Consider the following 25745-nt stretch of genomic DNA (forward strand, 5'->3'; position numbering starts at 1 on the left):
ATCAGGGAGACAGACAAGATGGATCTTACCACCCTTACATATATTGCCGTCGGCTTGAGCTTCGCGCTGTATATCGGCATCGCGATCTGGGCCAAGGCAAGCACCACCGGCGAATTCTATGTCGCTGGCAAAGGTGTTAACCCGGTCGTCAACGGCATGGCGACCGCAGCAGACTGGATGTCGGCTGCTTCCTTTATCTCTATGGCTGGCCTCATTGCCTTCCTTGGCTATGGCGGCTCGGTTTACCTCATGGGCTGGACAGGTGGTTACTGCCTGCTGGCGATGCTTCTGGCACCGTACCTTCGCAAGTACGGCAAATTCACCGTGCCGGAATTCATCGGGGATCGTTATTATTCCAAAACCGCCCGTATCGTTGCTGTTATCTGCCTGATCTTTATCTCGTTTACCTATGTGGCAGGTCAGATGCGCGGCGTTGGTATCGTGTTCTCGCGCTTCCTTGAAGTTGAACTCCTCACCGGCCTGATCGTCGGCATGGGCATCGTCTTCATCTATGCTGTTCTTGGCGGCATGAAGGGCATTACCTATACCCAGGTTGCACAATATTGCGTTCTTATTATTGCCTACACCATTCCGGCAATCTTCATTGCCTTCCAGCTGACCGGCAATCCGCTGCCGCAGTTGGCATTTGGCTCGACCGTGAATGGCACCGGCGAATACATGCTTGATCGCCTGAACCAGGTTGTGACGGAACTCGGCTTCCTCGAATACACCACCACCAACAAGTCTACGATTGATATCTTTGCAATCACGCTTGCACTGATGGTTGGTACGGCCGGTCTTCCGCACGTTATCGTTCGCTTCTTCACCGTTCCGAAAGTACGTGATGCACGTTCTTCGGCCGGTTGGGCGCTGGTATTCATCGCGCTGCTGTACACCACTGCTCCGGCAGTTGGTGCAATGGCTCGCCTGAACCTGACCGACACCATCCAGACCGGTGAAGTGGGCGCAGAAGACGGTAACCTCGTCTATGAAGAACGTCCGGACTGGATGAAGCGCTGGGAAGCTACCGGCCTTCTGAAGTTCGAAGACAAGAACGGTGACGGCCGCATCCAGTATTACAACGATGCGAACGCAGAGTTTGCGACCAAAGCAGCCGAATATGGCTGGGCTGGTAACGAACTGAGCGTTGACCGTGACATCATGGTTCTTGCCAACCCGGAAATCGCACAGCTTCCGAACTGGGTCATTGCCCTGGTCGCAGCTGGCGGTATCGCCGCAGCACTCTCGACAGCTGCTGGTCTGCTTCTTGTGATTTCGTCGGGCGTTTCACATGACCTTCTCAAAGGCACGTTCACACCGAACATGACAGAAGGACAGGAACTGATGGCCGGGCGTGTTGCGGCTGCGGTCGCGATCGTGATTGCCGGTTATCTGGGCTACAATCCTCCGGGCTTTGTGGCACAGGTGGTGGCCTTCGCCTTCGGTCTTGCCGCATCCTCGCTATTCCCGGTTATCATCATGGGTATCTTCTCCAAGAAGGTTAACCGTGAAGGTGCTATTGCCGGGATGCTGGTCGGTCTGATCTTCACCATGGGTTATATCATGTCCTACAAGGGCATCTTTATCCCGGTGTTGATCGAAAACGTCGAAGCAAACTGGTTGTTCGGCATCTCGCCGGAAGGCATTGGCGTCGTTGGTATGCTCCTGAACTTCATCGTTGCTTTCGCTGTGTCGAAAGTCACCGCTGAACCGCCAGAGCATATCCAGCACATGATTGAAGACATCCGCGTTCCGAAAGGAGCCGGTGGCGCAGTTGACCACTAATCGGTCAACTGGTTTGCCAGGAACTGTTGCAGGCCCCCGGATCATTGATCCGGGGGCTTTTCTTTTCGGCTTTAGTCAGGCAACAATGCACTCAGGGCATGCCCTTGCGGAGGAAAACAGTCATGAGCATCGAACTCGAAGAAATTGCCGAGTTTTTAAAACAACATCACCCGTTCGATCTGTTACCTGACGAAGAAATCAACGCCCTGCCCAAGCGCCTGTCGGCCCGCTATTTCCGTGCAGGGACCAAGGTCCTCTCGCCCGAGGAACAATGCCTTCATCTATACATCATCCGCACCGGCGGCACCGAAACCCGCGACCCGAACGGGCAGTTGCTTGCCCGTCTGTCAGAGGGTGAATGCTTTGGTGTGCGCGCGATGTATCAGAATGGTCGCGCGGCAAATAACATTACAACTCTGGAAGACAGCCTGTGTTACTTGCTGCCCGAAAAAGATTTTCATGCGCTGACGGGCAAGTATCCGCAGTTTAGCTATTTCTTCGCCCAGATGGGTGGCGAACGCCTGCGCAGTGGCATGCAGTTGCTCGAAAGTCGCGATGACGATCAGCTCAAACTGATGAGTGTGAAGGTCAGTGACCTGATTGCCCGCGAACTGGTCAGCATCGACAAGTCAGCCTCGATCCTTGAAGCTGGCCAGTTGATGAGCAAGGAACGCGTTTCCTGTTTGCTGATTACCGAAGGCGGTGACGGCGTTGCCGGGATCATGACCGACCGTGACCTGCGCAATCGTGTCATCGCCAAGGGCCGCAGTTATGATGAGCCGGTGACCGCCATCATGACCGAAAAGCCGATCTCGATCGATCCCGATCAGTACGCCTTTGATGCGCTTCTGACCATGACGCGCAATAATATCCGCCATCTGCCGGTGATGAAAGACGGCAAGGCGGTTGGCATGATCACCACCAACAACCTGCTGGCACGCCAGTCGCTATCGGCTGTTTACATGGCAGGCCGCATCGGCAAACTGACCGAACCCGAAGAAATGGCAAAGGTCATCGCCCAGGTCCCCGAACTTCTTAGCCACCTTATTGAGGCGGGCGCGACATCGCAAAATGCCGGACATATCGTAACGACCCTTTCGGATGCAGCGACCGCCCGGCTGCTGCAACTGGCAGAGGAAGAATTCGGCCCCCCGCCCGTTCCCTATGTCTGGATGGCGGGTGGATCACAAGGCCGCCAGGAACAAACGGCACTTTCGGATCAGGATAATTGCCTGATTATAGATGACGCCTATAACGCGGATCAGCACGGGGACTATTTCAAAAAGCTTGCCGACTTTGTCTGTGATGGCCTGAACAAGGTTGGCTACGTCTATTGCCCCGGTGAAATGATGGCCAGAACAGATGAATGGCGGCAACCGGTGCGCACCTGGCAGCACTATTTCAACAAATGGATCGAACAACCCGAACCAAAATCCTTGATGCTGTGTTCGGTCTGGTTTGACCTGCGCCCGGTCCACGGCACCAAGAGCCTGTTTGAAGACCTGCATCGCATGATCATCTCAAAGGCCAAGGACAACCGTATTTTCCAGGCCTATATGGTGGGCAATGCGCTGAGCCATCACGTCCCGCTTGGTTTCTTCAAAAATTTCGTCATGATCCGTGGCGGCGAACATGACAAGACCCTTGATCTGAAACATAACGGCGTGGTGCCAATCGTTGATGTCGCCCGCATTCACGCCCTTGCCAACGGTGTCGAGGCCGTAAACACCTATGAGCGGCTCAATGCCGTAAAGGCATTCCCATCCATCAGCAATCAGGGGGCGTCAGACCTTCTTGATGCCTTTGAATTCATTAGCATCACCCGCCTGAAACATCAGGTCCGTCAGATCCGGCGCGGCGAAAAGCCAGATAACTTCCTGCAACCTGAAAGCCTGTCGGCCTTTGAGCGCAGCCATCTCAAAGATGCGTTCTCAGTGATCAAGAACCTTCAGGGCGCACTTGAGCACGCCTTTGGCAAAAGCGGGACATAAGCCATATGGGATTGCGCCAGAAAATCCTCGACAGTCGGCTGTATCGTGACTTCATCCAGCGCAAGGCAACCGGGCCTTTGCGGACCTATTACGATGTTCCGCCTGCCGATCCTGAAAGATCCGTGATGGAAACCGAATTCATCGCTCTTGATTTGGAAACCACCGGCCTTGACCCCAAAAAGGACGAAATTGTCAGCCTCGGCTGGGTGATTATCCGTCAGCTTTCGGTCGATTTTTCAAGTTGCGAACATATTCTGGTGCGGCCAACCAAGGAGCTCAGCGAAAGCTCGGTCGTGGTCCACCGGATCTTTGACAGCGATGTCGCCGATGCCCCAAGCATTGAAGCGGCCCTTGAGCATCTCTTGCCGCAGATGGCTGGCCGGGTTCTGTTATCCCACCATGCGCCGATTGAGCTAGGCTTCCTTGGCCAGGCCTGCAAACAGTTCTTTGGCGCGCCGCTACAAATCCCGACGGTCGATACCCTGGTTTTGGCTCTGCGTGACATCCGGCGCAGCGGTGAAACCATGAAATCCGGGGCGCTCAGGCTTGATACATTGCGCCGAAATCATAACCTGCCCCCTTTCCGGGCCCATAACGCATTGTCTGACGCGATTGCCGCGTCGGGCCTGTTTCTGGCCCAGATCGCCAAACGTGATCCGAAAGGCGAACTTGAGCTCGACCGGATACTGCGCTAATCGGTTATCAGGGCTCAAAAAATGCCCCACCAATAATAACAGCAGATCGGGAGCCACCAGCCTATGTACGTCTTTATCTTCTCAACCGTTGTTGTCGGATTTGCGTCGGCTGGCGTGGTCATGTTGCTGTTCCGGCTTTGGGGCCGCAAGGCACCGAAATATGTCATTCCGCTCGTCGCAGCGATTGCGATGTTTGGCTACATGATCTGGGATGAATACACATGGTTTGATCGCTACGAGGCCCGCCTGCCTCAGACCATCAGCGTCATTCAGACCTTTACTGACGAAAACATTTTCGCGCCCTGGACACTGGTTTCCGCACCGACCAACCGCTTTACGGCGATTGATCGCGAAAAACTGGTATCCAATCCTCAAAACCCCGATGAAAAACGCGTCATGACCCTGCTGCTGCGCAAGGGCGGAGAAACCCTTGCCCTGATCCATCTTGTTGATTGCGCGCAAGGACGGCGTGGCTATATCACACCCGACACGTCACTCGACAGCAACGGTTTCCCGACCGCGATGAATGAATGGTTTGATATGGATGCCGACGACCCCCTGCGCGCGGCGGTCTGTTCCTGAACGCTGTTTCCATCGCCAAATCGGACACCCTTTGGCCCGCCCTGTGGCGGGCCTTGTCATGTGTGGCAACAAAACTGATTTCGTCTATAGTGATGCAAACGCGCCCTTTTTCTTAAGTTACGGGACCCTATGCCCCATTTTCGATCCCCATTGCCATCTGCAGTCGTCTTCTTTGTGATCGCGATCATATTTTTCGGCAGCATCTCAACAGCGGCCCGTGCGCGCGATATCACTGTCTTTGCCGCTGCGAGCCTCACCAATGCCATTGAAACTGCGGCCGCCACCTATGAAAAGGAAACCGGTGATAAAATACGCTTGTCACTGGCAAGTTCGTCGACACTGGCGCGCCAGATTGCCGCAGGGGCACCCGCAGATGTCTTTATCTCTGCCAACGAAAAATGGATGACCTGGTTAAATGATCAGGGTTTGCTTGTCCCCGGCAGGCGTCATGACCTACTGACAAACCGTCTGGTTATTGTTGCGCCCAAAGATAGCAATCTTACCCCGATTAAAATTAGCAATACTTCAGACCTGACAGCATTGATCGGACCCAATGATCGCATTGCAGTCGGCGACCCGGATCATGTGCCGGCCGGCACTTATGCCAAACAGGCACTGACATCTTTGGGGCAGTGGGAAACAGTGGCACCAAGACTTGCGCGTACTGACAATGTTCGTGCGGCCCTGGCGCTGGTTGAACGGGGCGAAGTACCGATTGGCATCGTCTATCAAACTGACGCCGGTATTTCCGATAAAGTCAAAATCATCGGCTCCTTCCCTGAAAACAGCCACCCCGTCATTACCTATCCTGTTGCCCTGACGGGTGATCCGTCCGAAACCAAAGTCACGAAATTCCTACTTTGGCTTTTGGGGGATGACGCGGGCCGCATTTTTGCAGACTATGGCTTTGAACCCGTTGCAACAACGCAAGCCAACGTGCCCAGAAAATGATCAATTTGACCCCCGCCGAAATAGAGGCACTTCTGCTAAGCTTGCGCATCTCAGGCGTTGCTGTTGCTTGTGCCCTGCCCTTTGCGATTATTGTCGCAACCGCGCTTGCCCTCGGTCGGTTTCCCGGGCGCTTTATTCTTGATGCAATTGTGCATCTACCGCTGATCCTGCCACCGGTTGTGATGGGCTATTTGTTGCTGATTGCCTTGGGCACACGGGCACCGTTGGGCGCTTGGCTGTATGAAACATTCGATCTGCGTTTTGTTTTTAGCTGGACGGGCGCGGCACTGGCATCGGCAATCGTAAGCTTCCCGTTTCAGGTCCGCGCCATCCGGCTTAGTCTTGAAAACGTCAATCCGGGTCTTTATCAGGCTTCTGAGACCCTTGGCGCCGGGTCGATTGACCGGTTCTTTTCGCTGACATTGCCCTTGGCACTTCCCGGTATCATTGCCGGTGCAATTACCGCCTTTGCCGCGAGCCTCGGCGAATTTGGCGCGATCATCACGTTCGTCTCGAACATCCCCGGTGAAACCCGCACCCTGCCACTGGCGATCTATACGGCGATCCAGACACCGGGCGGCGAACTGGCCGCGGCGCGTTTGGCTGTCCTTTCAATCGGCTTGGCCTTTGCCGGGTTGCTTCTGTCTGAATTGGCGCTCCGTCGTATTCGCAAGAGGGCCGCGTCATGAGCATCGGTGTCAATGTTGAACGCAGTCTCAAGACTTTCAGGCTTTCCGCCGAATTCAATATTCCTGAACCGGGGATAACCGCCCTGTTTGGCCCTTCGGGCAGCGGCAAGACGACGCTTGTTAACATAATTGCCGGTTTGGTCCGCCCGGATCGCGGCCATATCCAGATCAACGACCATGTGCTTTTTGAACATTCGCGTGGCATCAACCTTCCGGTTCGCAAGCGTCGGGTTGGGTGCGTGTTTCAGGATAATCGCCTGTTCCCGCACAAATCGGTACGTGACAACCTGTTTTACGGGGCGCGCCGCAATCCCCACAAACTGCCACAGGATGAACAACAGGCCATCCTGGAGATGCTTGATATCTGGGATCTGATGGATCGCCGCCCCAACCTTCTGTCTGGCGGGGAAAAGCAACGGGTGGCACTTGGGCGTGCGCTTTTGTCCAATCCGAATGTATTGCTGCTTGATGAGCCGCTTTCGGCCCTTGATCACGCCCGCAAGCAGGAAATCCTGCCGTATCTCGAATGGTTGCGTGACCACAGGAAGATACCGATCCTGTATGTCACCCACGCGATTGACGAGGTCGCCCGCCTTGCTGACCACATGGTAATCATTGATCAGGGCAAGACACTTGCGACCGGGTCGGTTTTTGACATGCTGGGCCGCACAGACTTGGCGCCGCTTGCCGGGCGCTTTGACGCCGGAACGGTTCTGGCCGCCCGGATTGTCAGCCGTGATCCCAAGGCCGAGGTCAGCTTCCTTGAATGTGGCGGACAACGACTTGTCGTGCCCTATCTCGGCCGTCCGAAAAGTGATCGTATCCGACTCCATATTCGTGCCCGTGATGTGATGATTGCCCGCACCCCGCCGCACGATATCAGTGCCAACAACATCATTCCCGTCACCATCACCAAAATCAGTGACGAGCCCGGTGACACAATCGATGTGACCATGTGCTTTGGTCAGGATGCGGATGCCACCCTTCTGGCGGAAACCAGTGGCCGCCCCAAAATTCATGCCCGCATTACGAAATGGTCGGGATCACGCTTAAAACTGCAGCCCCATCAAAAGGTCTTTGCCGTGATCAAATCGGTCACAGTCAATGGGCAGTTACGCGATCGCTAAAACTGACACACCAAGAAACGTCAAACCCCCGTCGGTATCTTCGACGGGGGTTTATTTTAAGGCTTAAGGATGCTGATACGCACTGGGTCCTGGCCAATCCCATTTGTCCTGCAAGGCCGGATCGGTTTCATAGATCTCGACCTTAAGCGGATAACAGGCGGCCTCATCACTTGAATGGCCGGTGCTGCAATCGCCACCCGGACAGGTCGAAAGATCGCCCAGCAAATCGATCTCGGCAAACATTTCAAGATAGTCCCCCGGACGTACCGGGCTTGCCTTCATGAAATACTGATGGGTGTCCTTGGTGAAGCCGGTGCACATGAAGACGTTCAACACATCATGCACATAGTGATCGGCTTCCTGCATCGACATGCCGGTCTCATCACTAAAGGCCCGGCACAGGTTGGAGTGGCAGCAATGATGATAATCATTCCCCGAAAGCAACCGGTTGGTGAACGGGTCGCAGCGCGTGCCAATCACGTCATGCACGCTGCCGCCATCCTCATCAAAGCCATACCAATCAAGGGTATCTTCACTGATCAGCGCCATCGAACGCAGATAGGGCATATTGGACCACAAACGGTCACCTGTGGTCAGGTGAGTCCGATGCAGGGCACGGGTCTTGCCGCTGAAAAACCGTTCCTTCAGGTCATTGGCATTCCAAAGGTTTAAATCACCGACCTGCGGGCCATCGACGCTGACAATCCGGAAAAAGTATCCCTTCGGCACATGAAACGTGCGCGCATCGCGCGGCGGAACGATAACCTCGTTCGCTTTCTTCATTGATGCCTTGAATTCGGCCAAGGTCGCGAAGTCCGGTTCAGGCAAGGTTCCGTTGGGATAAACAACGACCGGCTTGATCGCACGACGCTCGGCGGCGTCTGTTGGGGCTTGATGCTGGGGCTTGAAAGTCATGGGGTGGCCTCAATAACAGGAAAATAGATGGGCGACAGAATGGCACAGTGACACTTTGACACAAGCCTGTTTCAACCTGTCCGACTGGCAGATCAACCGATCAACTAAACAAGCGGTGTGATCAATTCTTGGCGCTCATCCCAGGCATCAAGATTATCTACAACCAGTTGGCCCATGGCATCGCGGGTTTCCACCGTTCCACTCGCCAGATGCGGATAGAGCACAACGTTATCAAGATCTGCAAATGCCAGATCGATGTCCGGTTCATTTTCAAACACATCAAGTCCCGCGCCGGCAATCAACCCTTGCTGCAACGCCCGGATCAAAGCCGGTTCATCAACCACCGATCCCCGTGCGATATTGATCACGACACCATCTTTGCCAAGGGCTTCAAGCACTGCTTCATTGACGATCCCGTTGGTCGCGGCCCCACCGGGGCACGACAACACCAAAATATCCGACCATGTCGCGAGTGCCGTCAGATCATCAAAGAACCGATAATCGACATCCTTCCTGCTGCGTCCGAAATAGCCGACCTCGACCCCGCTTGGAACTGCGCGTGATGCAATTGCCTGTCCGATCCGGCCCAGCCCGACAATACCAAGTTTCTTGCCGCGTACACTTCTGGTCAGTGCCATCGGACCTTTTGCGGCCCACTTTCCGCTGCGCACCCAGTCGTCGCCCAAAACAAGCTGTCGCAAGGTGGCATGCATCAACATGATCGCCGTGTCGGCAACGTCATCGGTCAGGACGTCAGGTGTGGTTGAAAGACGAATACCGCGGTCACGCAGTGCCTTAAGATCAAAGACATCATGCCCAACGCCAAAGCTTGTGATGACTTCAAGGTTCGGGAGTTGCGCCAGCAAGTCTTCCGGAACACCAAAGCGCGCGGATGTCACAACAGCTCTGATCTGGTCGCCCATTTCATCAAGAAATTTCTGCTTGTCCTCAATCAGGTCATAACGATGCAGATGGTGGCGTTCTGCCAACATGGCCGTATAGGTCGGGCGGATATCAAGAAGGGCAAGGACGGAGCGTATCATTGGGGCGTCTTTCGGTGGCTGCGTGTGCCCCAAAGACTAGCGGCCTCAATCACCTGAGACAAGTTGATGCGCAGTTTCATATCGCCAGGACACGACATTTAACCCAATACGTTTGCCTAGATACAATAAGGGCGGGGATGGCAATCGCCAAAACCCCGCCCCAATGCAGATTATTCTGCCGCGAATTCCTTGCAGCCGGTGCACAGCAGATCGATGATGTGCAAGGCAAAGGATCGCCAGATATCCATGCGGAAGCTTTGCGCGGCATCCCGCCAAAGAACAACCGTGACACCATCAATCACCGTACGGCAGCCACCGCCCACCGGGATGCTGTCGATATCGCGCGGGCAACCGATGGTCAGAAGCTCAGCAGCCCGTTCGCCTTCGATGCGGACCGTGACTTCACGGGCAGACACCTCGGTCAGGCTGTGGGTTGCCGATGCATAGACATCCGCGCACGCCTTGGTCACTGTTTCGGCATCATCCGGCTTGGCAATGATCAGCCATTCATCCGGGCCGAGACAAATGGTCTCAGTCGTGCCATTGACCGCACGTGCGCCAACGGTGATTGCCAGATCAACACCAATCGCCTTGGATACGGCCGGAATATTGGCCGCCCGCAAACGCAGCGAGAAACGCGCAACCGGTGCCATCAGGGTCAGTTTAACCGGCCCGGAAGCAACGATCGGACCCGGCGTAAATGCGTGTGTAAGTACCGTCATTTTTCTGTTCCCCGCCTAGAGTTTCAACCGTTCGCCTTCGGGATCGTAAAACACGGTCCCGGTGACGGTCGCCTTGATCACACGATCAGGCATCGGAATGTAAATGGTTTCACCCATACGATTGAAACCGTCTTCAAGCAGCGCCATGGCAATCGGGCGACCTGCGGCATCGCTGTGATAGCTGGATGTCACGTGACCAACCATTTTCATCGGCTTGGGCTGGTTCGGATCAAGAACGATTTGCGCCCCTTCCTCAAGCTTGGTTTTGCCATCTTCGGTCAGAAGACCAATCAACTGCTTGCGGCCTTCGGCAACCAGGTCCGGACGCGCCAGACCACGCTTGCCAACGAAGTCTGGTTTCATTTTACCAATAGCCCAGCTCAGCCCGGCATCATGCGGGGTGACTGTGCCATCGGTATCCTGACCGACAATGATATAGCCCTTCTCGGCACGCAGCACGTGCATGGTCTCAGTCCCGTAGGGGCAGATATCGTATTTCTTGCCCGCTTCGAACAGCATTTCCCAAAGGGCCCGACCAGCATGGGCCGGCACGTTGACTTCAAAGCCAACCTCACCGGTAAAGCTGATGCGGAACAGGCGTGCCGGGAAGCCGCCAACGCGGCATTCGGCAACCGACATGTGCGGGAAGGCTTCATCAGACATATCAAGACTTTCGACAAACGGCTCAAGCACCTTGCGGGCATTCGGGCCGTTCAGCGCAATGGTCGCCCACTGCTCGGTCGTTGAGGTCAGCCAGACATCAAGGTCCGGCCATTCGGTCTGAAGGTAGTCTTCCATCATGTTCAAAACGCGCGCCGCACCACCGGTCGTGGTGGTGACATGGAAGCGATCATCGGCCAAACGACCAATGACACCGTCATCACGGATAAACCCGTCATCGCCCAGAAGCAGGCCATAACGTGCCCGTCCCGGTGCCAGCTTTGTCCAGGGGTTGGTGTACATGCGGTTCATGAATTCAACCGCATCGGGACCAACCACCTCGATCTTGCCAAGGGTCGATGCATCAAAAATGCCGACACTTGCACGCGTCGCACGGCATTCGCGTGATACTGCGGCATGCATGTCTTCGCCGTCTTTCGGGAAGTACCATGCCCGGCGCCACAGGCTGACCGGCTCGTACGCGGCACCGTTTTCTTCGGCCCAGCTGTCAATCGGGGTTTTCCGCGTCACTTCAAAGTGACTGCCCTTGTGATAGCCACAAAACGCCCCGAAGGTCGTCGGGGTGTAAGGCGGACGGAAAGTCGTCAGACCAACTTTCGGCTGCGGCACACCCAATGCGTCGGAGGCAATATTGAGGCCGTTGATGTTTGACATCTTGCCCTGATCAGTCGCCATGCCGTTGGTGGTGTAACGTTTGACATGTTCGATTGAACGCATGCCTTCACGCACCGCAAGGCGCAGGTCCTTGGCGGTTACGTCGTTCTGGTAATCGACAAAGGCACGTGCCTTGCCGGCATCCAGATCGGTCGGCAGTTCCTTGTGGCTGACACCCGTTCCCGGGCGATCATTGGCAACTGTATAAGACGCAGGCGCAATGTCCTTACCAAGGCTTTTGACGGCTGCAGCACCCATTGCCGCCCCGTCATTCAGGACCGCCTCAATGCCCCACAGGCCACGGCCTGCACCGGCGATTTCGCATTCCTCTGCCTTGTGATCCGGAAGGAAGGTCTGGCGTTCGTCGTCCCACTTAAGCGTTCCCTTGGTGTGTGAGAACAGATGTAGCGACGGCGTCCAGCCACCCGACATCAGAAGGCAATCACACCCGATCATTTCGGCCGGACCGACCGACGAACCACTGACCGGGTTGACCCGCACCGATTTGACACGCAGGCGGCCTTCGGTGCCGGTTACGGTATGACCGGCCATGATGCGAATGCCGCGCTTGGTGGCCTCGGCAATCAGATCGGCATTCGGTTCGGAACGAGTATCGACGATGGCAGCAATCGTGGTGCCCGCATCGGCAAGATCAAAGGCAGCGTACCATGCGCTGTCATGGCTGGTGACGATGACGGCCTTGTTGCCAACCCGCACACCATAACGGTTAAGGTATGTCTGGGCCGAACCCGCAAGCATCACGCCCGGGCGGTCATTGCCATCAAATACCAGCGGCTTTTCCAGTGCGCCTTGCGCCAGAACAACCTGCTTGGCGCGGACACGCCACATGCGTTCGCGCGGTGTTTCTGCATCCGGGCTGGCCAGGTGATCGGTCAGCTTTTCACACAGACCAACCATGTTTTGGTGGTAATAGCCAATCGCGGTCGTGCGAGTCATGACCTTGACGCCAAGCTCTTTGAGCTCCGCCACGGTTTTGGCAACCCAATCCCATGCCGGCATGTCTTCGATCATTGCCGACGGCTCGGACAGAAGCGATCCACCTGCTTCGGGGTTTTCATCAACAAGGGTCACTTGCGATCCGGCACGCGCCGCCGACAAGGCCGCCGCAAGACCGGCAGGACCGGCACCAATGATCAGAACATCGGTATGCAGATAACGCGATGCATAGTGATCCGGATCCGGTTCCGTCGGCGAAACGCCAAGACCGGCCGCCGCACGAATAAACGGCTCATAAACCTTGTCCCAGAAGGATTTCGGCCACATGAAGGTCTTGTAATAGAACCCTGCCGAAAACAGCATATAGGCCTTGTCGTTGATCGCACCAACGTCAAAGGACAGGCTGGGATAGCGGTTCTGGCTGTTGACCTGAAGGCCGTCCCAGATTTCCTGAACAGTTGCACGGGTGTTCGGCTCGAACCGGCCCGGACCACGGCGCGTGCCAACCAGTGCGTTCGGTTCTTCCGAACCGGCGGTCACGGCACCACGCGGGCGGTGATATTTGAACGAACGACCCATCAGGTGAATGCCATTGGCCAGCAATGCCGATGCAATGGTATCGCCTTTAAAACCTTTGATTTTCTTGCCGTCAAAGGTGAACTGGATGGGTTGGGTGTGATCGACGCGACCACGCCCGGAAACGCGGAAGCTGCTCATTTCGATTTCTCCAACAATTTGGACAGTTCAGGACGGGGATCATCGGTTTTATAGGTGATCAGGAACCGGTCACTAACCGTGTCACGTACAGCGTTGAAATATCGACCGCAGCCATGGAAATGGCGCCAGCGTTCATAATGCGGGCCCTTCACGTTGGTGCGGATGAACAGGAAATCACGCCATTCTTCGTCACTGACCGACGACGGATCGGCCGGACGTGCAATATGCGCTTCACCGGCATAGGTAAATTCCAGTTCCGGCAGGGTCTGATTGCAATAGGGGCAATGGATCAGAAGCATGTCCGGTCTCCTTAGTGCGCAACAGCGGCAGCAGCGGCTTCGTCAATCAGACGGCCGGTGCTGAAACGTTCAAGGGTGAAGGGCGCGTTGGCCGGATGCGGATCATCCTTTGCCACGGTCCATGCCAGTGTGTGGGCGGCACCCGGGGTTGCCTTGAACCCGCCGGTACCCCAGCCACAGTTGACATAAAGACCCGGCACCGGCGTCTTGCCAAGGATGGCCGAACGGTCCGGGGTCACATCAACAATGCCACCCCATTTACGCAGCATGCGCATGCGGTTGAAGATCGGGAAAATCTCGCAGATCGCGGCAACCGTATGTTCGATCAGCGGCAAACCGCCACGCTGGGAATAACTGGTATACTGGTCGGTGCCCGACCCAATCACGAGCTCGCCCTTGTCAGACTGGCTGATATAGGCGTGCACGCTGTTGGACATGACGACACAGGGGAAGATCGGCTTGATCGGCTCGGACACCAGCGCCTGCAACGGATAGCTTTCAAGCGGCATGCGAACACCTGCCGTATCCATCACAACCGAGGTGTGACCAGCAGCCGAAACGGCAACCTTTTTCGCGCCAATGAAACCCTTGGCGGTTTCAACACCGGTGACACGGCCATCCGGGCCACGGCGAATGGCCGTTACCGGGCAGTTCTGAATGATATCAACACCACGCGCCGCCGCCCCACGAGCATAACCCCATGCCACCGCATCATGGCGTGCAGTACCCGCGCGACGCTGAAGGGCAGCACCAACGACGGGATAGCGTGCAGTGGGCGAAATATCGAGTGGCGGGCAGAATTCCTTGGCTTCCTCGGCCGACAGCCAGACGTTATCTACACCGTTCAGGCGGTTGGCATGTACGTGACGCTGGAAGCTCTGAACATCATGCACGTTGTGCGCCAACATCAGAACGCCGCGCTGCGAATACATGACGTTGTAATTCAGATCCTGACTCAGCCCATCCCACAGATCAAGCGCGTGGTCATAAAGCTTGGCACTTTCGTCATAGAGGTAGTTCGACCGAATGATCGTCGTGTTACGGCCGGTGTTCCCACCGCCAAGCCAGCCCTTGTCTATCACGGCGACATTGGTGATGCCGTGTTCCTTGGCCAGATAATAGGCCGCACCAAGACCATGACCACCCGCGCCGACGATGATGACATCGTATTCGGCCTTCGGCTCACTGTCGGGCCATTGCGGCTCCCAGTTTTTTTGGCCGCTAAGGGCGTTTTTGATAAGCGATAGCGCAGAAAAATGGGTCATGATTATACGATCCCCCGATTTACCATTGCCGGAACTCTATCAATGTCCATGCTCTGCGGACTGGATAATTGCGACAATTTCATTGTATATTTTTGCCATGAACTCTTTTTCGAGCCCGGGATCAAACCCCGGTAAACCCAATGCAAAAAAGCGCCTTCGCGTCGCCTTTCTGCTGGCAGACAATTTCACGCTGACAGCGTTTGCCAGTTTTGTCGATGTCTTGCGTCTTTCGGCCGATGAAGCCGACCGTTCGCGGCCCATTCACTGCGACTGGACGGTGCTGTCTGATACCATGAACCCGGTGCGATCCAGTTGCGGGGTCAAGGTGCAGCCTGACACACGCCTGCGCAATGCCGGTGACTACGACTATATCGTGGTTGTCGGCGGCCTAATTCAAGAACAAGGCGGGTTTTCATCTGATTGCATCACCTATCTCAAGGCGGCTGCCGCCAAGGGCAAAAACCTGATCGGGTTGTGTACCGGTGTTTTCGCGCTGTATGAGGCGGGGTTGCTTGAAGGATACCGATGCTGTGTCAGCTGGTTTCACCATGACGAATTCGTCGCACGGTTTGAGGCCGCCCAACCGGTTTCCGATCAGATCTTTGTCGTTGATCGGGATCGCCTGACCTGTTCGGGTGGGCATGGCGCGGCCCATCTGGCGGCCTGGGTGGTGGAAAAGCACATCGGTCGAACGGCTGCGACCAAAAGCCTGAGTATCATGATCATCAACGAGGCCATGACCGGCGAAAACCCGCAACCGGGCTTTCAGACCGATCTGGTTGCCCGCGAACCACTGGTGAAAAAGGCGCTTCTGCGGATGCGCCAGAATATTGAGTCGCCGGAAACCGTCGCCAAAATGGCCGAAAAACTTGGCGTCACACGCCGTAAGCTCGAACGGGTGTTTAACGCCGATATCGGCATTTCACCATCACGAGCGGCCCTGCGCATCCGGCTTGATGCCGCCAAAAAGCTGCTTGGCGAAACCGGAAAAACAACCACCCAGATCGCACTAAGCACCGGTTTTTGTGATGCATCGCACTTCATTCATGCCTTCAAGGCCGAAATCGGCATGAACCCGTCGGAATACCGAAACACGGTTTCTACGGCCCAGCCCTGATCAGGCATCAATGGTGACTTGCCCAATCGGGTTTGAGCAGCAGGCAAGGATATAGCCTTCCTCGATATCATCATCGGTGATGCCACCGTTATGGACCATATGCACTTGGCCCTCGGTCTTGCGCACCTTGCAGGTGCCACAAATCCCCATCGAACAGCCTGACGGGATCACGAGTCCTGCGGTGCGCGCCGCGGCAAGAACGGTATCGGTTTGGGTGCAATTTGCCGTGATGCCAGATGCGGTGAATGCGATGACAGCCTTGCTGTCCTCATCAGGCACGACATCATCGGGCACGTCTTCTGCTTCCATTGTCGGCGCGTGGAAGCTTTCCTGATGGTAGCGATCCATATCATAGCCAAGCCCGACCAGAACCTCGCGCACGGCCTGCATGAACGGTTCAGGTCCGCAACAGAACACTTCACGTTCAAGATAATCCTGTGCCATCAGGCCCAGCATTAGCTGATTGAACGTGCCCAAATACCCGGTCCATGGCTTGTAGGGATCGGCTTCTTCGACCACCCATTTCAGGGCAATGCCGTTAATCCGCGACGCGCTGTGCTCCAAACGTTCGCGAAAGATGATCTCGGACGGGCGTTTCGCACAATTAACGAACACGATGTCGGGATCACGCCCCGCGTCATAAAGATAGGTCGTCATCGACATCATCGGCGTGATACCCGATCCCGCCGAAATGAACAGGTATTTGTCCGCCGGATGGTTAATGAGTGAAAAGCTGCCCGCCGGTCCCTTGGCCCGAATGCGCACGCCCGGACGCAAATTATCCAGCATCCAGCGCGTACCGACCGAACCCGCCTGCGCCTTGACCGTCACCGTCAAGGATGTCGGCCGCGATGGTGAAGATGAAATCGTAAAGGTACGATAAAGCGGCCCGCCCGGCATCGGGAGCTCCAAGGTCAAAAACTGCCCCGGGTCATAGCTAAACAACGCGCCCGACACCGACTGGAAGCAAAATGTCATGACATTGGGGGCTTCTGGCAGGAACGAAACACATTCCAGTTCCTCAGCGTCCGACCAAAAGGCAAGCTTTGGTTTCTCGATCACAGACATCGCCCTACTCCGCCGCGATCAATCTGGTTTGGGTCAGCCTGTCCGACAGGGTTTTCGCATACCAGTTGCCGAACTGGGCAACACCGGCTTCGTGGATTTCGGAATACGGACCGACCTTGTAGGCCGGTGTCGCAATGCCGCGCTGATTGTTCTCGACCACTTCCTTGTCTTCGGCATTGGTCGCAAGCCAGACTTCGGTAAGACGTTTCAGATCATAGTCACGGCCTTCAACCGCGTCCTTGTGGACAAGCCACTTGGTGACGACTTCCGTTTCCATCGGGCTGATGGGCGTCACACGGAAAACAAGCGCATGATCAGACAGAAAATGGTTCCAGGTTGACGGATAATGGAACTTCAAAAGCGATCCGGCATTTTTGAACGGGATGTTGGAGTTCGGCAAACTGACGGCCGCCTTGGTATCAAGTGTGTAGCTTTCGGCTTCACCCAGAAGCGGCACACGCACCAGACGCCATTCACCACTGTCTGCCATCTGATAGGCAGATGGCGCCCCGACCACCTCGCAGCGGGCCACATGATCATCAAGCACACTGGCCACGACACCATCAGATGTACTGCCGATCGCACGCGCATCTTCCGGGAAGGTCCGGCACAGGGATGGGTGGTTGCCCCCGCAGTGATAGCATTCCCGATTATTCTCCCAGACCAGCTTCCAGTTGGCCTTTTCGATAATCGTACTTTCGAATGCGACCTTGGAATTTTCCAGATCGTGTGGCGCAAGATAGCGTTCGGCGGCCTTCGCAAACGGTTCAATATCCGGTGCGTTTTCAGCAAGGCAGATATAGACCAAGCCGTGGATCACCTGGCAATGAACCGGGCTTAACCCGAATTTTGAATTGTCAAAGTCCGGCCCCATATCACGCGCCCTAAGCAACTTGCCATCAAGGTCATAGGTCCACTGATGATACGGGCAAACCAACCTTGGATTTCGGCCCTTTTTGGTTTTGCACAGAACCGACCCACGATGACGGCATGAATTGTGAAATGCCCGCACGACCTGATCATTGCCACGTACGATAACGACGGAATAGGCACCGACTTCATAAATGACGTAATCGCCCGCCCTGGGGATTTCACATGCCGGGATCGCAAACAGCCATTCCTTGTAATGAATGTTTTCAAGGTCGAGCTCAAAGATCGATTGATCCGTATAGAACGGCTGTTCCAGGGAATATCCGGGAACGCGACGCGCCAAAAGATCTTGGACTGAATGCGGCATAACGGGCATGGCGGAAATCCGTTTCTTGATGGTTAGAAGCAACCAAAAGTGTGAACTTCATGCCGCGATTTACAACGGCATTAATTTTCATCTTGGTTTAGCTCACCTAATCTGAAAAACTCACCTAAGTTACGCTGCTCTGTTTTCAGGAGAGGCTCTTGGCCCACCCATATGATCTGTCTTCGATAAATGCCCTGATCTGCTTTGAGGCAGCTGGTCGCAATATGAGCTTCAAGGATGCGGCGGCAGAACTCAATGTCACGCCAGCGGCTGTAAGCCACCAGATCAAGGCGCTTGAGGCCGATATTGGCAGTGCGCTTTTCATTCGCCGCAACCGCGGGGTGGAGCTGACCGAGAAAGGTGCCTTCCTTCTCGTCGCCCTGCAAAGGGGCTTTGAAACCATTTCCGATACGGTCATTCAGTTGCGCGATCAACCCGAAACGGTTGATGTCACAATCCGCACGACAACGGCGGTCAGTTCACTTTGGCTTACGCCAAAAATTGCCGCCTTCTGGAAAATTCATCCCAATATCACTGTCTCGCAGATTGTATCGGACGTGCCGGGCATGACGGGGCATTGTGACCTTAGCATCCATTACAGCAACCCCGATGACGGGGCCAATGGATATTACAAACTGTTTCAGGATCGCGTGGCCGCCATCGGCACACTGGCCTTCAAGGCAGAACAAAACATCGAAACGATTGATGATCTTTTGCGTGCGCCCCTGATCCATCTGCATAACGAGGAAACCGACTGGACAACATGGACCGACTGGTTCCGCGCATTGGGACGCCCGGCCCCAAAGGGCCGCAGCTTCAAGCTCAACAATTACACGATTGCGCTTCAGGCCGCACAGGATGACGTCGGTGCGGTGCTTGGCTGGGACGAGCTGGTTGGGCCTCTGCTGGAAGACGGACGCCTGATCAAACTTGTGCCTGACGAAATCCCCTCGCCGATGGGGTTTTATCTGCGCGTCCATCCGCGCGCATCCGAAAAGGCCCGCATATTTGTCGACTGGCTGATCGATGCCGCCTGAGATAGCGGGAAACGGCAAGCGCGACACACTGCCACGCTTGCCGTACACATCAGACGTCTTTTAACAAACGCAATGCATCATAGATCGCCGCATGGGTATTGCGTGCCGATACCGCATCCCCGATCCGGAACAGCTGATAGGTCCCGTCGGGATTGCGCACGACCGATTGCGGCTTTCCGGCCAAAAGGTCGTCATGCGACATTTCACCATGGTTCGATGAGCCGGGCTTGAGATCAAAATAGATATCATCAAGTGGAATGGTGCCGTGGTTGACCACGATCTGATCAACAATGCGTTGCTTGACAACCCCGCCATAGTCACTGCCGACATGCGCAATGAGTTGATTGCCCTGTTTTTCGACCGCTTCAAGGCGATAGGTCACCGTAAAGGTGGTATCAAGTTTCTGCATGCTGCGCATATAGGGCACAAGGTTCATCGCCATGACTTCGGGCGCGAATGACCGATCCGGGGTCATGATTTCGACCTTGGCCCCTGATTTGGCAATCAGTTCGGCTGCCTGTAAACCGGCATGATCCCCGGCATCGTCATAAACCAGAACATTGGAGCCCGGCTTGACGTCGCCCGAAATGATATCCCAGGTCGACACTACCAGATCATTGCCCTTTGACAGGACTTCGGTATCGGGCATGCCGCCGGTGGCGATGATCACCACATCGGGGTTTTCGGCCGTAATCGTGTCGGCCTCGGCCCAGGTATTGAAATGGAAAGTCACACCAAGTCGGGTGCACTCGGCCATGCGCCAGTCGATGATGCTGATCATTTCGCGGCGGCGTTCGTTCTGCGCGGTCAGCCGGATCTGCCCACCGGGATTTGGGGCGGCCTCGAAGACGACAACCTCGTGGCCGCGTTCGCCGGCAACACGTGCGGCTTCCATACCCGCCGGGCCGGATCCGACAATCACGACCTTTTTACGGGTTTCTGCCTTTTCAATGATTTGGGGCATCGAAAGCTCGCGGCCGGTTGCGGCGTTATGGATGCAATAGGCCGACCCGCCCTGATAAATGCGATCAAGGCAATAGTTTGCCCCAACGCACGGGCGGATTTCGTCTTCGCGCTTTTCAATGATCTTGCGGACAATATGCGGATCGGTGATATGCGCACGCGTCATGCCCACCATATCAACCTTGCCCGAAGCAATCGCATGACGCGCAGTTGCCACGTCAGGGATTTTGGCGGCATGGAAGGTCGGGAATTCGGTTGCAGCACGAATTTCACCAGCAAAATCCAGATGCGGTGAATTGGCCATACCCTGAATCGGGATCACATCAGTCAGCGCAGCATCGGTATCAATACGCCCACGAATAACGTTCAGGAAATCGACCATCCCGCTGTCTTTAAGACGCTTGGAAATCTCAAGACCATCGGACGGGGTCAAGCCGCCATCAATACATTCATCCCCGGTATAGCGCACACCGACAATGAAGTCGGACCCAACGCGCTTGCGAATTTCGGTCAACACATCAAAGGTGAACCGCAGGCGGTTATCAATGCTGCCACCATAGGGGCCATCAAGTTCGTTGGTCAGCGGCGACCAGAACTGATCCATCAGATGGCCATAGGCCTGAAGCTCGATCCCGTCCATGCCGCCTGCCTTCATGCGTTCGGCCGCATCGGCATAATCCTTGATGATGCGCTCGATATCCCAGTCTTCCATTTTTTTCGGGAAGGCCCGGTGGGCGGCTTCGCGTTTGTGCGATGGGGATACCACTGGCAACCAGTTTGCCTTGTCCCAGCGCGTGCGACGCCCCAGATGGGTTAGCTGGATCATAACCGCCGCCCCCTGTTCATGCACCGCATCGGTCAGGTCCTTCATCCACGGAACGACTTCATCCTTCCAGACCAAAAGGTTGTTGAAAACCGGCGGACTGTCCTTTGACACCGCGGCCGACCCCGCCGTCATGGTCATGGCAACGCCGCCCTTGGCACGTTCCACATGATAGGCACGATAACGGTCCTTTGGCATGCCATCCTCGGGATAGGCCGGTTCGTGCGACGTCATCATGATGCGGTTACGCAGCGTCAGATGTTTAAGCTGATAAGGCTGAAGAAGCGGATCGTTGGACATGTGCGGGGCTCCGGATTTGATCTCTCTGCCCATGACGATATTCAAAAATGTACAGTTATGTCAATTTTAAGTTCACTGATGTATATTTTAGATACATTCATGTACACTCTGCTTGTCGCGGCCCGGGCAGTTTGCTAAGGAAACGTCCATGGAAGAACAGATTGAAGATATCGCAGGACAAAATAGCGGTTGGCGCGGATCGGCGGAGATTTGGCTGAATGCGGCCTATGACGCCCTGCTTGAAACAGGTGTCGATGGCGTCAAGATCCAGCCACTGGCAAAACGCCTGAACCTGTCACGCACCAGCTTCTATTGGTTTTTCAAGGACCGGAAGGAGTTGCTGGGTGCGCTGCTGGATCTGTGGCGCGAAAAAAACACCGGCAATCTGATCAAACAGACCGAGGCCTATGCCGAGACCGTCTCGGAAGCGATGCTGAACATCATCGATTGCTGGCTGATGCCCGACCTGTTTGATTCGCGTCTTGAATTTGCCGTGCGCAGCTGGTCGATGCAGTCCAACGATGTCAGGGCCGAGATTGAAAAGGCCGATCAGCAACGCCTTGATGCGCTCGCCAAACTGTTCATCCATTTCGGACAGGAAGAACGCATGGCCGATGTCCGCGCCCGTGCGATCTATCTGGTACAGATTGGCTATATCTCGATGAAAGCAAACGAAGATCTAGCCGTGCGCATGGCGCGCATTCCCGGCTATGTCGAAACATTCTGCGGTCAGGCCCCGACGCAAAGCGAACTCAACCGGTTTTACGCGCGGCACAATTTTGCGCCCTGAACCGGTCAGCTCATCAGATTTGCAGGGCGGCCAAACCCACCTTTGGGCTCAGAACTCAGCCTTGAAAATCGTATCATCAAGGAATTGATCCATCCCGACAAGTGATCGATCCGGTGCGTCTGCGGCACCTTCGACACGCCAGTCATCCTGCGGAACCAGAACATCCAGCCCGGCAACTGCCGCTCGATAAAGGTCCGGTCGGAAGACATCGGGAATGACGGCTTTAAGATCCGTGTCTTGGGGGATTTGTCGCCAACGCTTCATTTGTTCGCCAATCCAGCGACCCTGTGACAACCACGGGAAAGTTGCGGTGTAGCGGTAAAAGACATGGCGGTCAGGCAGATCGATGGGCGGCTCCCCCGGACGCAAGACCGGCTTACCGCTCAGCGATGCCTTCAGCACTTCAAACGGCGCGCCGACATTGGCCTCCTCAGACAGTATATGTGCCAGCTCAACGCGGTTCCCCGGCTGGTCTGCCCATTCAGCAGCCCTGACAAGCGCACGCACAAGTGCAGAAACAAGTTCCGGATTGCTCTGCGCCCAGTCTTCCCGCAGACCAAGAACCTTCTCGGGGCTTCGTGACCAGATATCGTCCTTAAGCGCAACAATCACACCATCACCGTGAAACACCGCCCGCTGGTTCCATGGTTCGCCAACGCAGTAACCATCCACCCAACCATTACGCAGACTGTCAAACATGCGCGGCGGCGCGATCACGCCGATATTCACATCCATGTCCGGATCAATTCCGGCTGCCGCCATCCAATAGCGAAGCTCATAGTTATGGCTTGAGAACGGAAACACGGTGGCAAAGGACAGGATCGGGCGCCCTTCGGCCTTGTCTTCATCAATGACCTTTTTAAGCGCCCTTGCGGACCGCCCGCGCGGCCCAAGCATCGCATTCGGGTCGGCCTCCAACATGCGCTGATAAAGCTGGGTCGAGACCGTAATCGCATTACCACCACGGCCCAACGCCATCGGCACGACGATATTTTGAACCGGCAGTCCGCCAAGCCCAAGCCGCGCGGCGATCGGAATTCCCGCCAAAAGATGGGCTGCTTCAAACATGCCAAAGGAAAGCTTGTCACGAATGGCTGCCCATGACATTTCACGGACCAGTTCCAGATCGATATCTTCCTGCTGGGCAAACCCCATTGCACGCGCCACCACCGGAATGGCACAGTCGACCAGTGGAACAAAACCAAGACGAACCTTGTTAGCCATCCATCAAAACTCCAACTGAAACGCCGTTATAACGCTTTGCGCGATTTCATAAATCTTGCGATTTTGCTTCATGGCGTTTTTGCGCAGCAGCGCATAAGAATCTTCTTCGGACAGACCTTTTTCTTTCATCAGGATGCCCTTGGCCCGTTCAATCAGTTTGCGTTCATTGAGCTTCGCCTGCGCTTCATCACGTTCGCGGCGCAGCTGGTCAAAGACGTTGAACCGTGAAATCGCCATTTCGACAATCGGGCGAATGCGGTCCTGACGCAGACCATCAACCACATAGGCACTGACACCTGCCGAAACCGCCTCGTGGATCATGGATGCGTCACTTTGATCAACGAACATCGCAATCGGGCGCGCAATGGCGCGCGACACCTGAAACATCTGTTCAAGCGTGTCGCGGTCGGGGTTTTCAAGATCGATGATGATGATGTCTGGTGCCAACGCCTGAATGCGTTCGACCAGATTGTGGGACGTGCCAATACGGGCCACGCGGGTATAGCCGCTTTCAACCAGACCACGTTCGACAATCGCCGCACGGTCCGGATTTTCGTCAATCACCAGAATATTGAATTCTTCCAGCTTCACCAACTAACCCTAACTCCCTGACAGCCTGAAATGGCTGCGCCTCTCTGAGATATTTTTTATATGCTCCGTCCCGTTTACGGGTCCGGATTATTGGTTTCGGGATGCGGCGCCGACCGCATCCCGAAAAGATCATATCAAACAGCGTATCTTATTCAGCCGGAACCGGCTGCGCTGTACCCGAAGTCCCGAAACGTTCTGACTGTGCCGCATCGAAACGCGCCTTTTCTTCGGCCTGGGTTTCCGCCGAGAAACGGACTGCCAAAGCCGCGAACGAGCAGACGATCACGGCCAGACCGAGATACAGAAGACCTTCCTGATAGGTAAGTGCTTCGGACTTGAACAGGAAGCCGGCTGCGACCGCGCCAGCATTACCGCCCGCACCGACAATACCGGCAACGGAGCCAAGCGCCTTGCGGTTAACGAACGGCACGATCCCGAAGGTCGCACCTTCTGACATCTGAACAAACAGCGAGAAGACGATCATCACCGAAACGGCTACAACCAGTGCTTCCATCTGCGAGAAGGCAACAAGTGCGACGCCTTCGATGAACAGTGCCATGAACAGGAATTTCACACGACCCGAAATGCCACCCTTGGCAGCAAATTTGTCCGAGAACACACCACCCAGCGTACGGGCAAAAATGTTCATCAAACCAAACAGACCGGCAATCATGCCAGCGGTTGCCAATGAAAGCTCAAACTTGTCGAAGAAATAGATCGCAGCAATGTTGTTGATCGTCAGTTCGACACCAAAGCAGGCGGCATACACCAGGAACAATGCCCAGACACGGTAATCGGAAACGGCCGCCATCATGCCCTTGGCGGCACCGGCAGTATCGTCTTCCGGCTTAAGCGCGCCACTTTTGCGCATGTCGGCATAGTTGCCTTCCGGGCAATCGGTGGTGAAGACCCAGTACAGCACGGCAACAACCAGCATGATCGCACCCGGGAACACCATCGCCAGACGCCAGCCCATGGTTTCAGCCACGCCAAAACCAAGAACCATCGCAAGGATTGCTGGCATGACCATTTGGGTCACGCCACCGCCAAGGTTACCCCAACCCGCCGTCGTGGCATTGGCCGTACCGACAACGTTTGGCGCAAACATCATGGAGGTATGATACTGCGTGATGACAAAGGATGCGCCGATGGACCCAATGGCCAGACGGGCAAGCAGGAAGGTTTCATAACTGTCGGCAAGACCGATCAGCATGACCGGAAGCGACCCAAGCACCAGAAGACCGGTATAGGTCTTGCGCGGGCCGATCTTGTCGCAAAGCGGTCCGATCAAAAGTCGGACCAGAACCGTAATCGCGACCGAGGCAATGATGGTACTGCCGATTTCGCTTTTGCTAAGCCCCAGATCATCGCGCACCAGCGGCATCAGCGGTGCGATCCCGAACCAGCCAAAGAAGCACAGGAAAAATGAAAGCCAGGTGAGGTGAAAAGTACGCATCTGGACAGTCTTGAGACTGAATAGATTTATGCGTGTAGCCTTGTTCTTGATTTCCATAACATTGAA

22 protein-coding genes are annotated in these 25745 nt (G+C 55.5%); 10 read left to right on the forward strand and 12 right to left on the reverse strand.

Features of this window, described 5'->3' with window-relative positions; all coding sequences use genetic code 11:
* Positions 1-18 precede the first annotated feature (18 nt).
* The 7 genes from FHI25_RS01220 (at position 19) to modC (ending at position 7820) form a co-directional block, all read left to right on the forward strand.
* A complete protein-coding gene (locus tag FHI25_RS01220) occupies positions 19-1785 on the forward strand; it encodes a sodium:solute symporter family protein (protein WP_064789450.1) in 1767 nt (588 codons plus the stop codon).
* A gap of 122 nt (positions 1786-1907) precedes the next feature.
* Positions 1908-3776 (forward strand): DUF294 nucleotidyltransferase-like domain-containing protein, encoded by a 1869-nt coding sequence (locus FHI25_RS01225; RefSeq protein ID WP_210514256.1) that lies wholly within the window; start codon positions 1908-1910, stop codon positions 3774-3776.
* Positions 3777-3781: 5 nt separating this feature from the next.
* Positions 3782-4471: an exonuclease domain-containing protein gene (locus tag FHI25_RS01230; protein WP_063088810.1), complete on the forward strand. Its 690-nt coding sequence runs from the start codon at positions 3782-3784 to the stop codon at positions 4469-4471.
* A 63-nt stretch (positions 4472-4534) separates the two neighbouring features.
* Positions 4535-5053: a hypothetical protein gene (locus FHI25_RS01235; RefSeq protein WP_210514258.1), complete on the forward strand. Its 519-nt coding sequence runs from the start codon at positions 4535-4537 to the stop codon at positions 5051-5053.
* Between the two features lie 150 nt (positions 5054-5203).
* On the forward strand, positions 5204-6004 hold the full coding sequence (gene modA, locus FHI25_RS01240) for a molybdate ABC transporter substrate-binding protein (RefSeq protein WP_246878850.1): 801 nt from the start codon (positions 5204-5206) through the stop codon (positions 6002-6004).
* Complete coding sequence (gene modB / locus FHI25_RS01245) at positions 6001-6693, forward strand: molybdate ABC transporter permease subunit (protein WP_210514262.1); 693 nt, start codon at positions 6001-6003, stop codon at positions 6691-6693. Before modA ends, modB begins: the two co-directional genes overlap by 4 nt.
* Positions 6690-7820 (forward strand): molybdenum ABC transporter ATP-binding protein, encoded by a 1131-nt coding sequence (gene modC / locus FHI25_RS01250; protein ID WP_210514264.1) that lies wholly within the window; start codon positions 6690-6692, stop codon positions 7818-7820. The genes modB and modC overlap by 4 nt, the downstream gene beginning before the upstream one ends.
* A 63-nt stretch (positions 7821-7883) precedes the next feature.
* Here modC and FHI25_RS01255 read toward each other — a convergent pair whose 3' ends face one another.
* The 6 genes from FHI25_RS01255 to FHI25_RS01280 all read right to left on the reverse strand — a co-directional run bounded on the left by FHI25_RS01255 (position 7884) and on the right by FHI25_RS01280 (position 15073).
* Positions 7884-8735 (reverse strand): DUF1989 domain-containing protein, encoded by an 852-nt coding sequence (locus tag FHI25_RS01255; protein WP_210514266.1) that lies wholly within the window; start codon positions 8733-8735, stop codon positions 7884-7886.
* Positions 8736-8839: 104 nt separating this feature from the next.
* The gene (locus FHI25_RS01260; protein ID WP_210514268.1) at positions 8840-9778 is read right to left on the reverse strand and encodes a 2-hydroxyacid dehydrogenase; all 939 of its coding nucleotides are present in this window, start codon (positions 9776-9778) and stop codon (positions 8840-8842) included.
* Between the two features lie 170 nt (positions 9779-9948).
* On the reverse strand, positions 9949-10500 hold the full coding sequence (gene soxG, locus FHI25_RS01265) for a sarcosine oxidase subunit gamma family protein (RefSeq protein ID WP_210514272.1): 552 nt from the start codon (positions 10498-10500) through the stop codon (positions 9949-9951).
* Positions 10501-10515: 15 nt separating this feature from the next.
* Entirely contained in the window at positions 10516-13509 is a 2994-nt protein-coding gene (locus FHI25_RS01270) for a sarcosine oxidase subunit alpha (protein WP_210514275.1), read from the reverse strand.
* Complete coding sequence (locus FHI25_RS01275) at positions 13506-13808, reverse strand: sarcosine oxidase subunit delta (RefSeq protein WP_008889547.1); 303 nt, start codon at positions 13806-13808, stop codon at positions 13506-13508. Before FHI25_RS01275 ends, FHI25_RS01270 begins: the two co-directional genes overlap by 4 nt.
* A gap of 11 nt (positions 13809-13819) precedes the next feature.
* On the reverse strand, positions 13820-15073 hold the full coding sequence (locus FHI25_RS01280; protein WP_210514278.1) for a sarcosine oxidase subunit beta family protein: 1254 nt from the start codon (positions 15071-15073) through the stop codon (positions 13820-13822).
* A 97-nt stretch (positions 15074-15170) separates the two neighbouring features.
* Here FHI25_RS01280 and FHI25_RS01285 point away from each other — a divergent pair, with 97 nt between their 5' ends.
* On the forward strand, positions 15171-16190 hold the full coding sequence (locus FHI25_RS01285; RefSeq protein ID WP_246878851.1) for a GlxA family transcriptional regulator: 1020 nt from the start codon (positions 15171-15173) through the stop codon (positions 16188-16190).
* Here FHI25_RS01285 and FHI25_RS01290 read toward each other — a convergent pair whose 3' ends face one another.
* On the reverse strand, positions 16191-17258 hold the full coding sequence (locus FHI25_RS01290; protein ID WP_246878852.1) for a hybrid-cluster NAD(P)-dependent oxidoreductase: 1068 nt from the start codon (positions 17256-17258) through the stop codon (positions 16191-16193).
* 4 nt (positions 17259-17262) lie between these two features.
* Positions 17263-18504, reverse strand: a complete 1242-nt coding sequence (locus FHI25_RS01295; RefSeq protein WP_210514283.1) for an aromatic ring-hydroxylating dioxygenase subunit alpha — start codon at positions 18502-18504, stop codon at positions 17263-17265.
* A 149-nt stretch (positions 18505-18653) separates the two neighbouring features.
* Here FHI25_RS01295 and FHI25_RS01300 point away from each other — a divergent pair, with 149 nt between their 5' ends.
* Positions 18654-19532: a LysR substrate-binding domain-containing protein gene (locus tag FHI25_RS01300; RefSeq protein ID WP_210514286.1), complete on the forward strand. Its 879-nt coding sequence runs from the start codon at positions 18654-18656 to the stop codon at positions 19530-19532.
* Between the two features lie 49 nt (positions 19533-19581).
* Here the strand turns inward: FHI25_RS01300 and FHI25_RS01305 are convergent, their stop codons facing one another.
* Positions 19582-21618, reverse strand: coding sequence for an NADH:flavin oxidoreductase (locus FHI25_RS01305; protein ID WP_210514288.1), 2037 nt, complete (start codon positions 21616-21618; stop codon positions 19582-19584).
* 148 nt (positions 21619-21766) lie between these two features.
* Between FHI25_RS01305 and FHI25_RS01310 the strand changes: the two genes are divergently transcribed.
* A complete protein-coding gene (locus FHI25_RS01310; RefSeq protein WP_210514291.1) occupies positions 21767-22408 on the forward strand; it encodes a TetR/AcrR family transcriptional regulator in 642 nt (213 codons plus the stop codon).
* A 48-nt stretch (positions 22409-22456) separates the two neighbouring features.
* Here FHI25_RS01310 and FHI25_RS01315 read toward each other — a convergent pair whose 3' ends face one another.
* From FHI25_RS01315 to FHI25_RS01325, 3 genes are all read right to left on the reverse strand, one after another.
* Positions 22457-23632 carry a CmpA/NrtA family ABC transporter substrate-binding protein gene (locus FHI25_RS01315; RefSeq protein WP_210514294.1) on the reverse strand — a complete coding sequence of 392 codons (1176 nt, stop codon included), beginning with the start codon at positions 23630-23632 and terminating at the stop codon, positions 22457-22459.
* A gap of 3 nt (positions 23633-23635) precedes the next feature.
* Positions 23636-24223 (reverse strand): ANTAR domain-containing protein, encoded by a 588-nt coding sequence (locus FHI25_RS01320; protein WP_008889538.1) that lies wholly within the window; start codon positions 24221-24223, stop codon positions 23636-23638.
* A gap of 148 nt (positions 24224-24371) precedes the next feature.
* Complete coding sequence (locus FHI25_RS01325; protein ID WP_246878853.1) at positions 24372-25679, reverse strand: MFS transporter; 1308 nt, start codon at positions 25677-25679, stop codon at positions 24372-24374.
* Between the last annotated feature and the right edge of the window lie 66 nt (positions 25680-25745).

Origin of the sequence: Thalassospira sp. ER-Se-21-Dark, from assembly GCF_017922435.1 — a bacterium.
Lineage (GTDB): Bacteria > Pseudomonadota > Alphaproteobacteria > Rhodospirillales > Thalassospiraceae > Thalassospira.

What these genes read in the sequence shown, in the direction of transcription:
- FHI25_RS01305 (WP_210514288.1), bottom strand. Translation starts at nt 21,618, where the DNA reads ATGTCCAACGATCCGCTTCTTCAGCCTTATCAGCTTAAACATCTGACG.
- FHI25_RS01315 (WP_210514294.1), bottom strand. Translation starts at nt 23,632, where the DNA reads ATGGCTAACAAGGTTCGTCTTGGTTTTGTTCCACTGGTCGACTGTGCC.
- soxG (WP_210514272.1), bottom strand. Translation starts at nt 10,500, where the DNA reads ATGACGGTACTTACACACGCATTTACGCCGGGTCCGATCGTTGCTTCC.
- FHI25_RS01285 (WP_246878851.1), top strand. Translation starts at nt 15,171, where the DNA reads ATGAACTCTTTTTCGAGCCCGGGATCAAACCCCGGTAAACCCAATGCA.
- FHI25_RS01225 (WP_210514256.1), top strand. Translation starts at nt 1,908, where the DNA reads ATGAGCATCGAACTCGAAGAAATTGCCGAGTTTTTAAAACAACATCAC.
- modB (WP_210514262.1), top strand. Translation starts at nt 6,001, where the DNA reads ATGATCAATTTGACCCCCGCCGAAATAGAGGCACTTCTGCTAAGCTTG.
- FHI25_RS01260 (WP_210514268.1), bottom strand. Translation starts at nt 9,778, where the DNA reads ATGATACGCTCCGTCCTTGCCCTTCTTGATATCCGCCCGACCTATACG.
- FHI25_RS01280 (WP_210514278.1), bottom strand. Translation starts at nt 15,073, where the DNA reads ATGACCCATTTTTCTGCGCTATCGCTTATCAAAAACGCCCTTAGCGGC.
- FHI25_RS01275 (WP_008889547.1), bottom strand. Translation starts at nt 13,808, where the DNA reads ATGCTTCTGATCCATTGCCCCTATTGCAATCAGACCCTGCCGGAACTG.
- FHI25_RS01310 (WP_210514291.1), top strand. Translation starts at nt 21,767, where the DNA reads ATGGAAGAACAGATTGAAGATATCGCAGGACAAAATAGCGGTTGGCGC.
- FHI25_RS01235 (WP_210514258.1), top strand. Translation starts at nt 4,535, where the DNA reads ATGTACGTCTTTATCTTCTCAACCGTTGTTGTCGGATTTGCGTCGGCT.
- FHI25_RS01270 (WP_210514275.1), bottom strand. Translation starts at nt 13,509, where the DNA reads ATGAGCAGCTTCCGCGTTTCCGGGCGTGGTCGCGTCGATCACACCCAA.
- FHI25_RS01230 (WP_063088810.1), top strand. Translation starts at nt 3,782, where the DNA reads ATGGGATTGCGCCAGAAAATCCTCGACAGTCGGCTGTATCGTGACTTC.
- FHI25_RS01220 (WP_064789450.1), top strand. Translation starts at nt 19, where the DNA reads ATGGATCTTACCACCCTTACATATATTGCCGTCGGCTTGAGCTTCGCG.
- modC (WP_210514264.1), top strand. Translation starts at nt 6,690, where the DNA reads ATGAGCATCGGTGTCAATGTTGAACGCAGTCTCAAGACTTTCAGGCTT.
- FHI25_RS01290 (WP_246878852.1), bottom strand. Translation starts at nt 17,258, where the DNA reads ATGTCTGTGATCGAGAAACCAAAGCTTGCCTTTTGGTCGGACGCTGAG.
- FHI25_RS01255 (WP_210514266.1), bottom strand. Translation starts at nt 8,735, where the DNA reads ATGACTTTCAAGCCCCAGCATCAAGCCCCAACAGACGCCGCCGAGCGT.
- FHI25_RS01325 (WP_246878853.1), bottom strand. Translation starts at nt 25,679, where the DNA reads ATGCGTACTTTTCACCTCACCTGGCTTTCATTTTTCCTGTGCTTCTTT.
- FHI25_RS01295 (WP_210514283.1), bottom strand. Translation starts at nt 18,504, where the DNA reads ATGCCCGTTATGCCGCATTCAGTCCAAGATCTTTTGGCGCGTCGCGTT.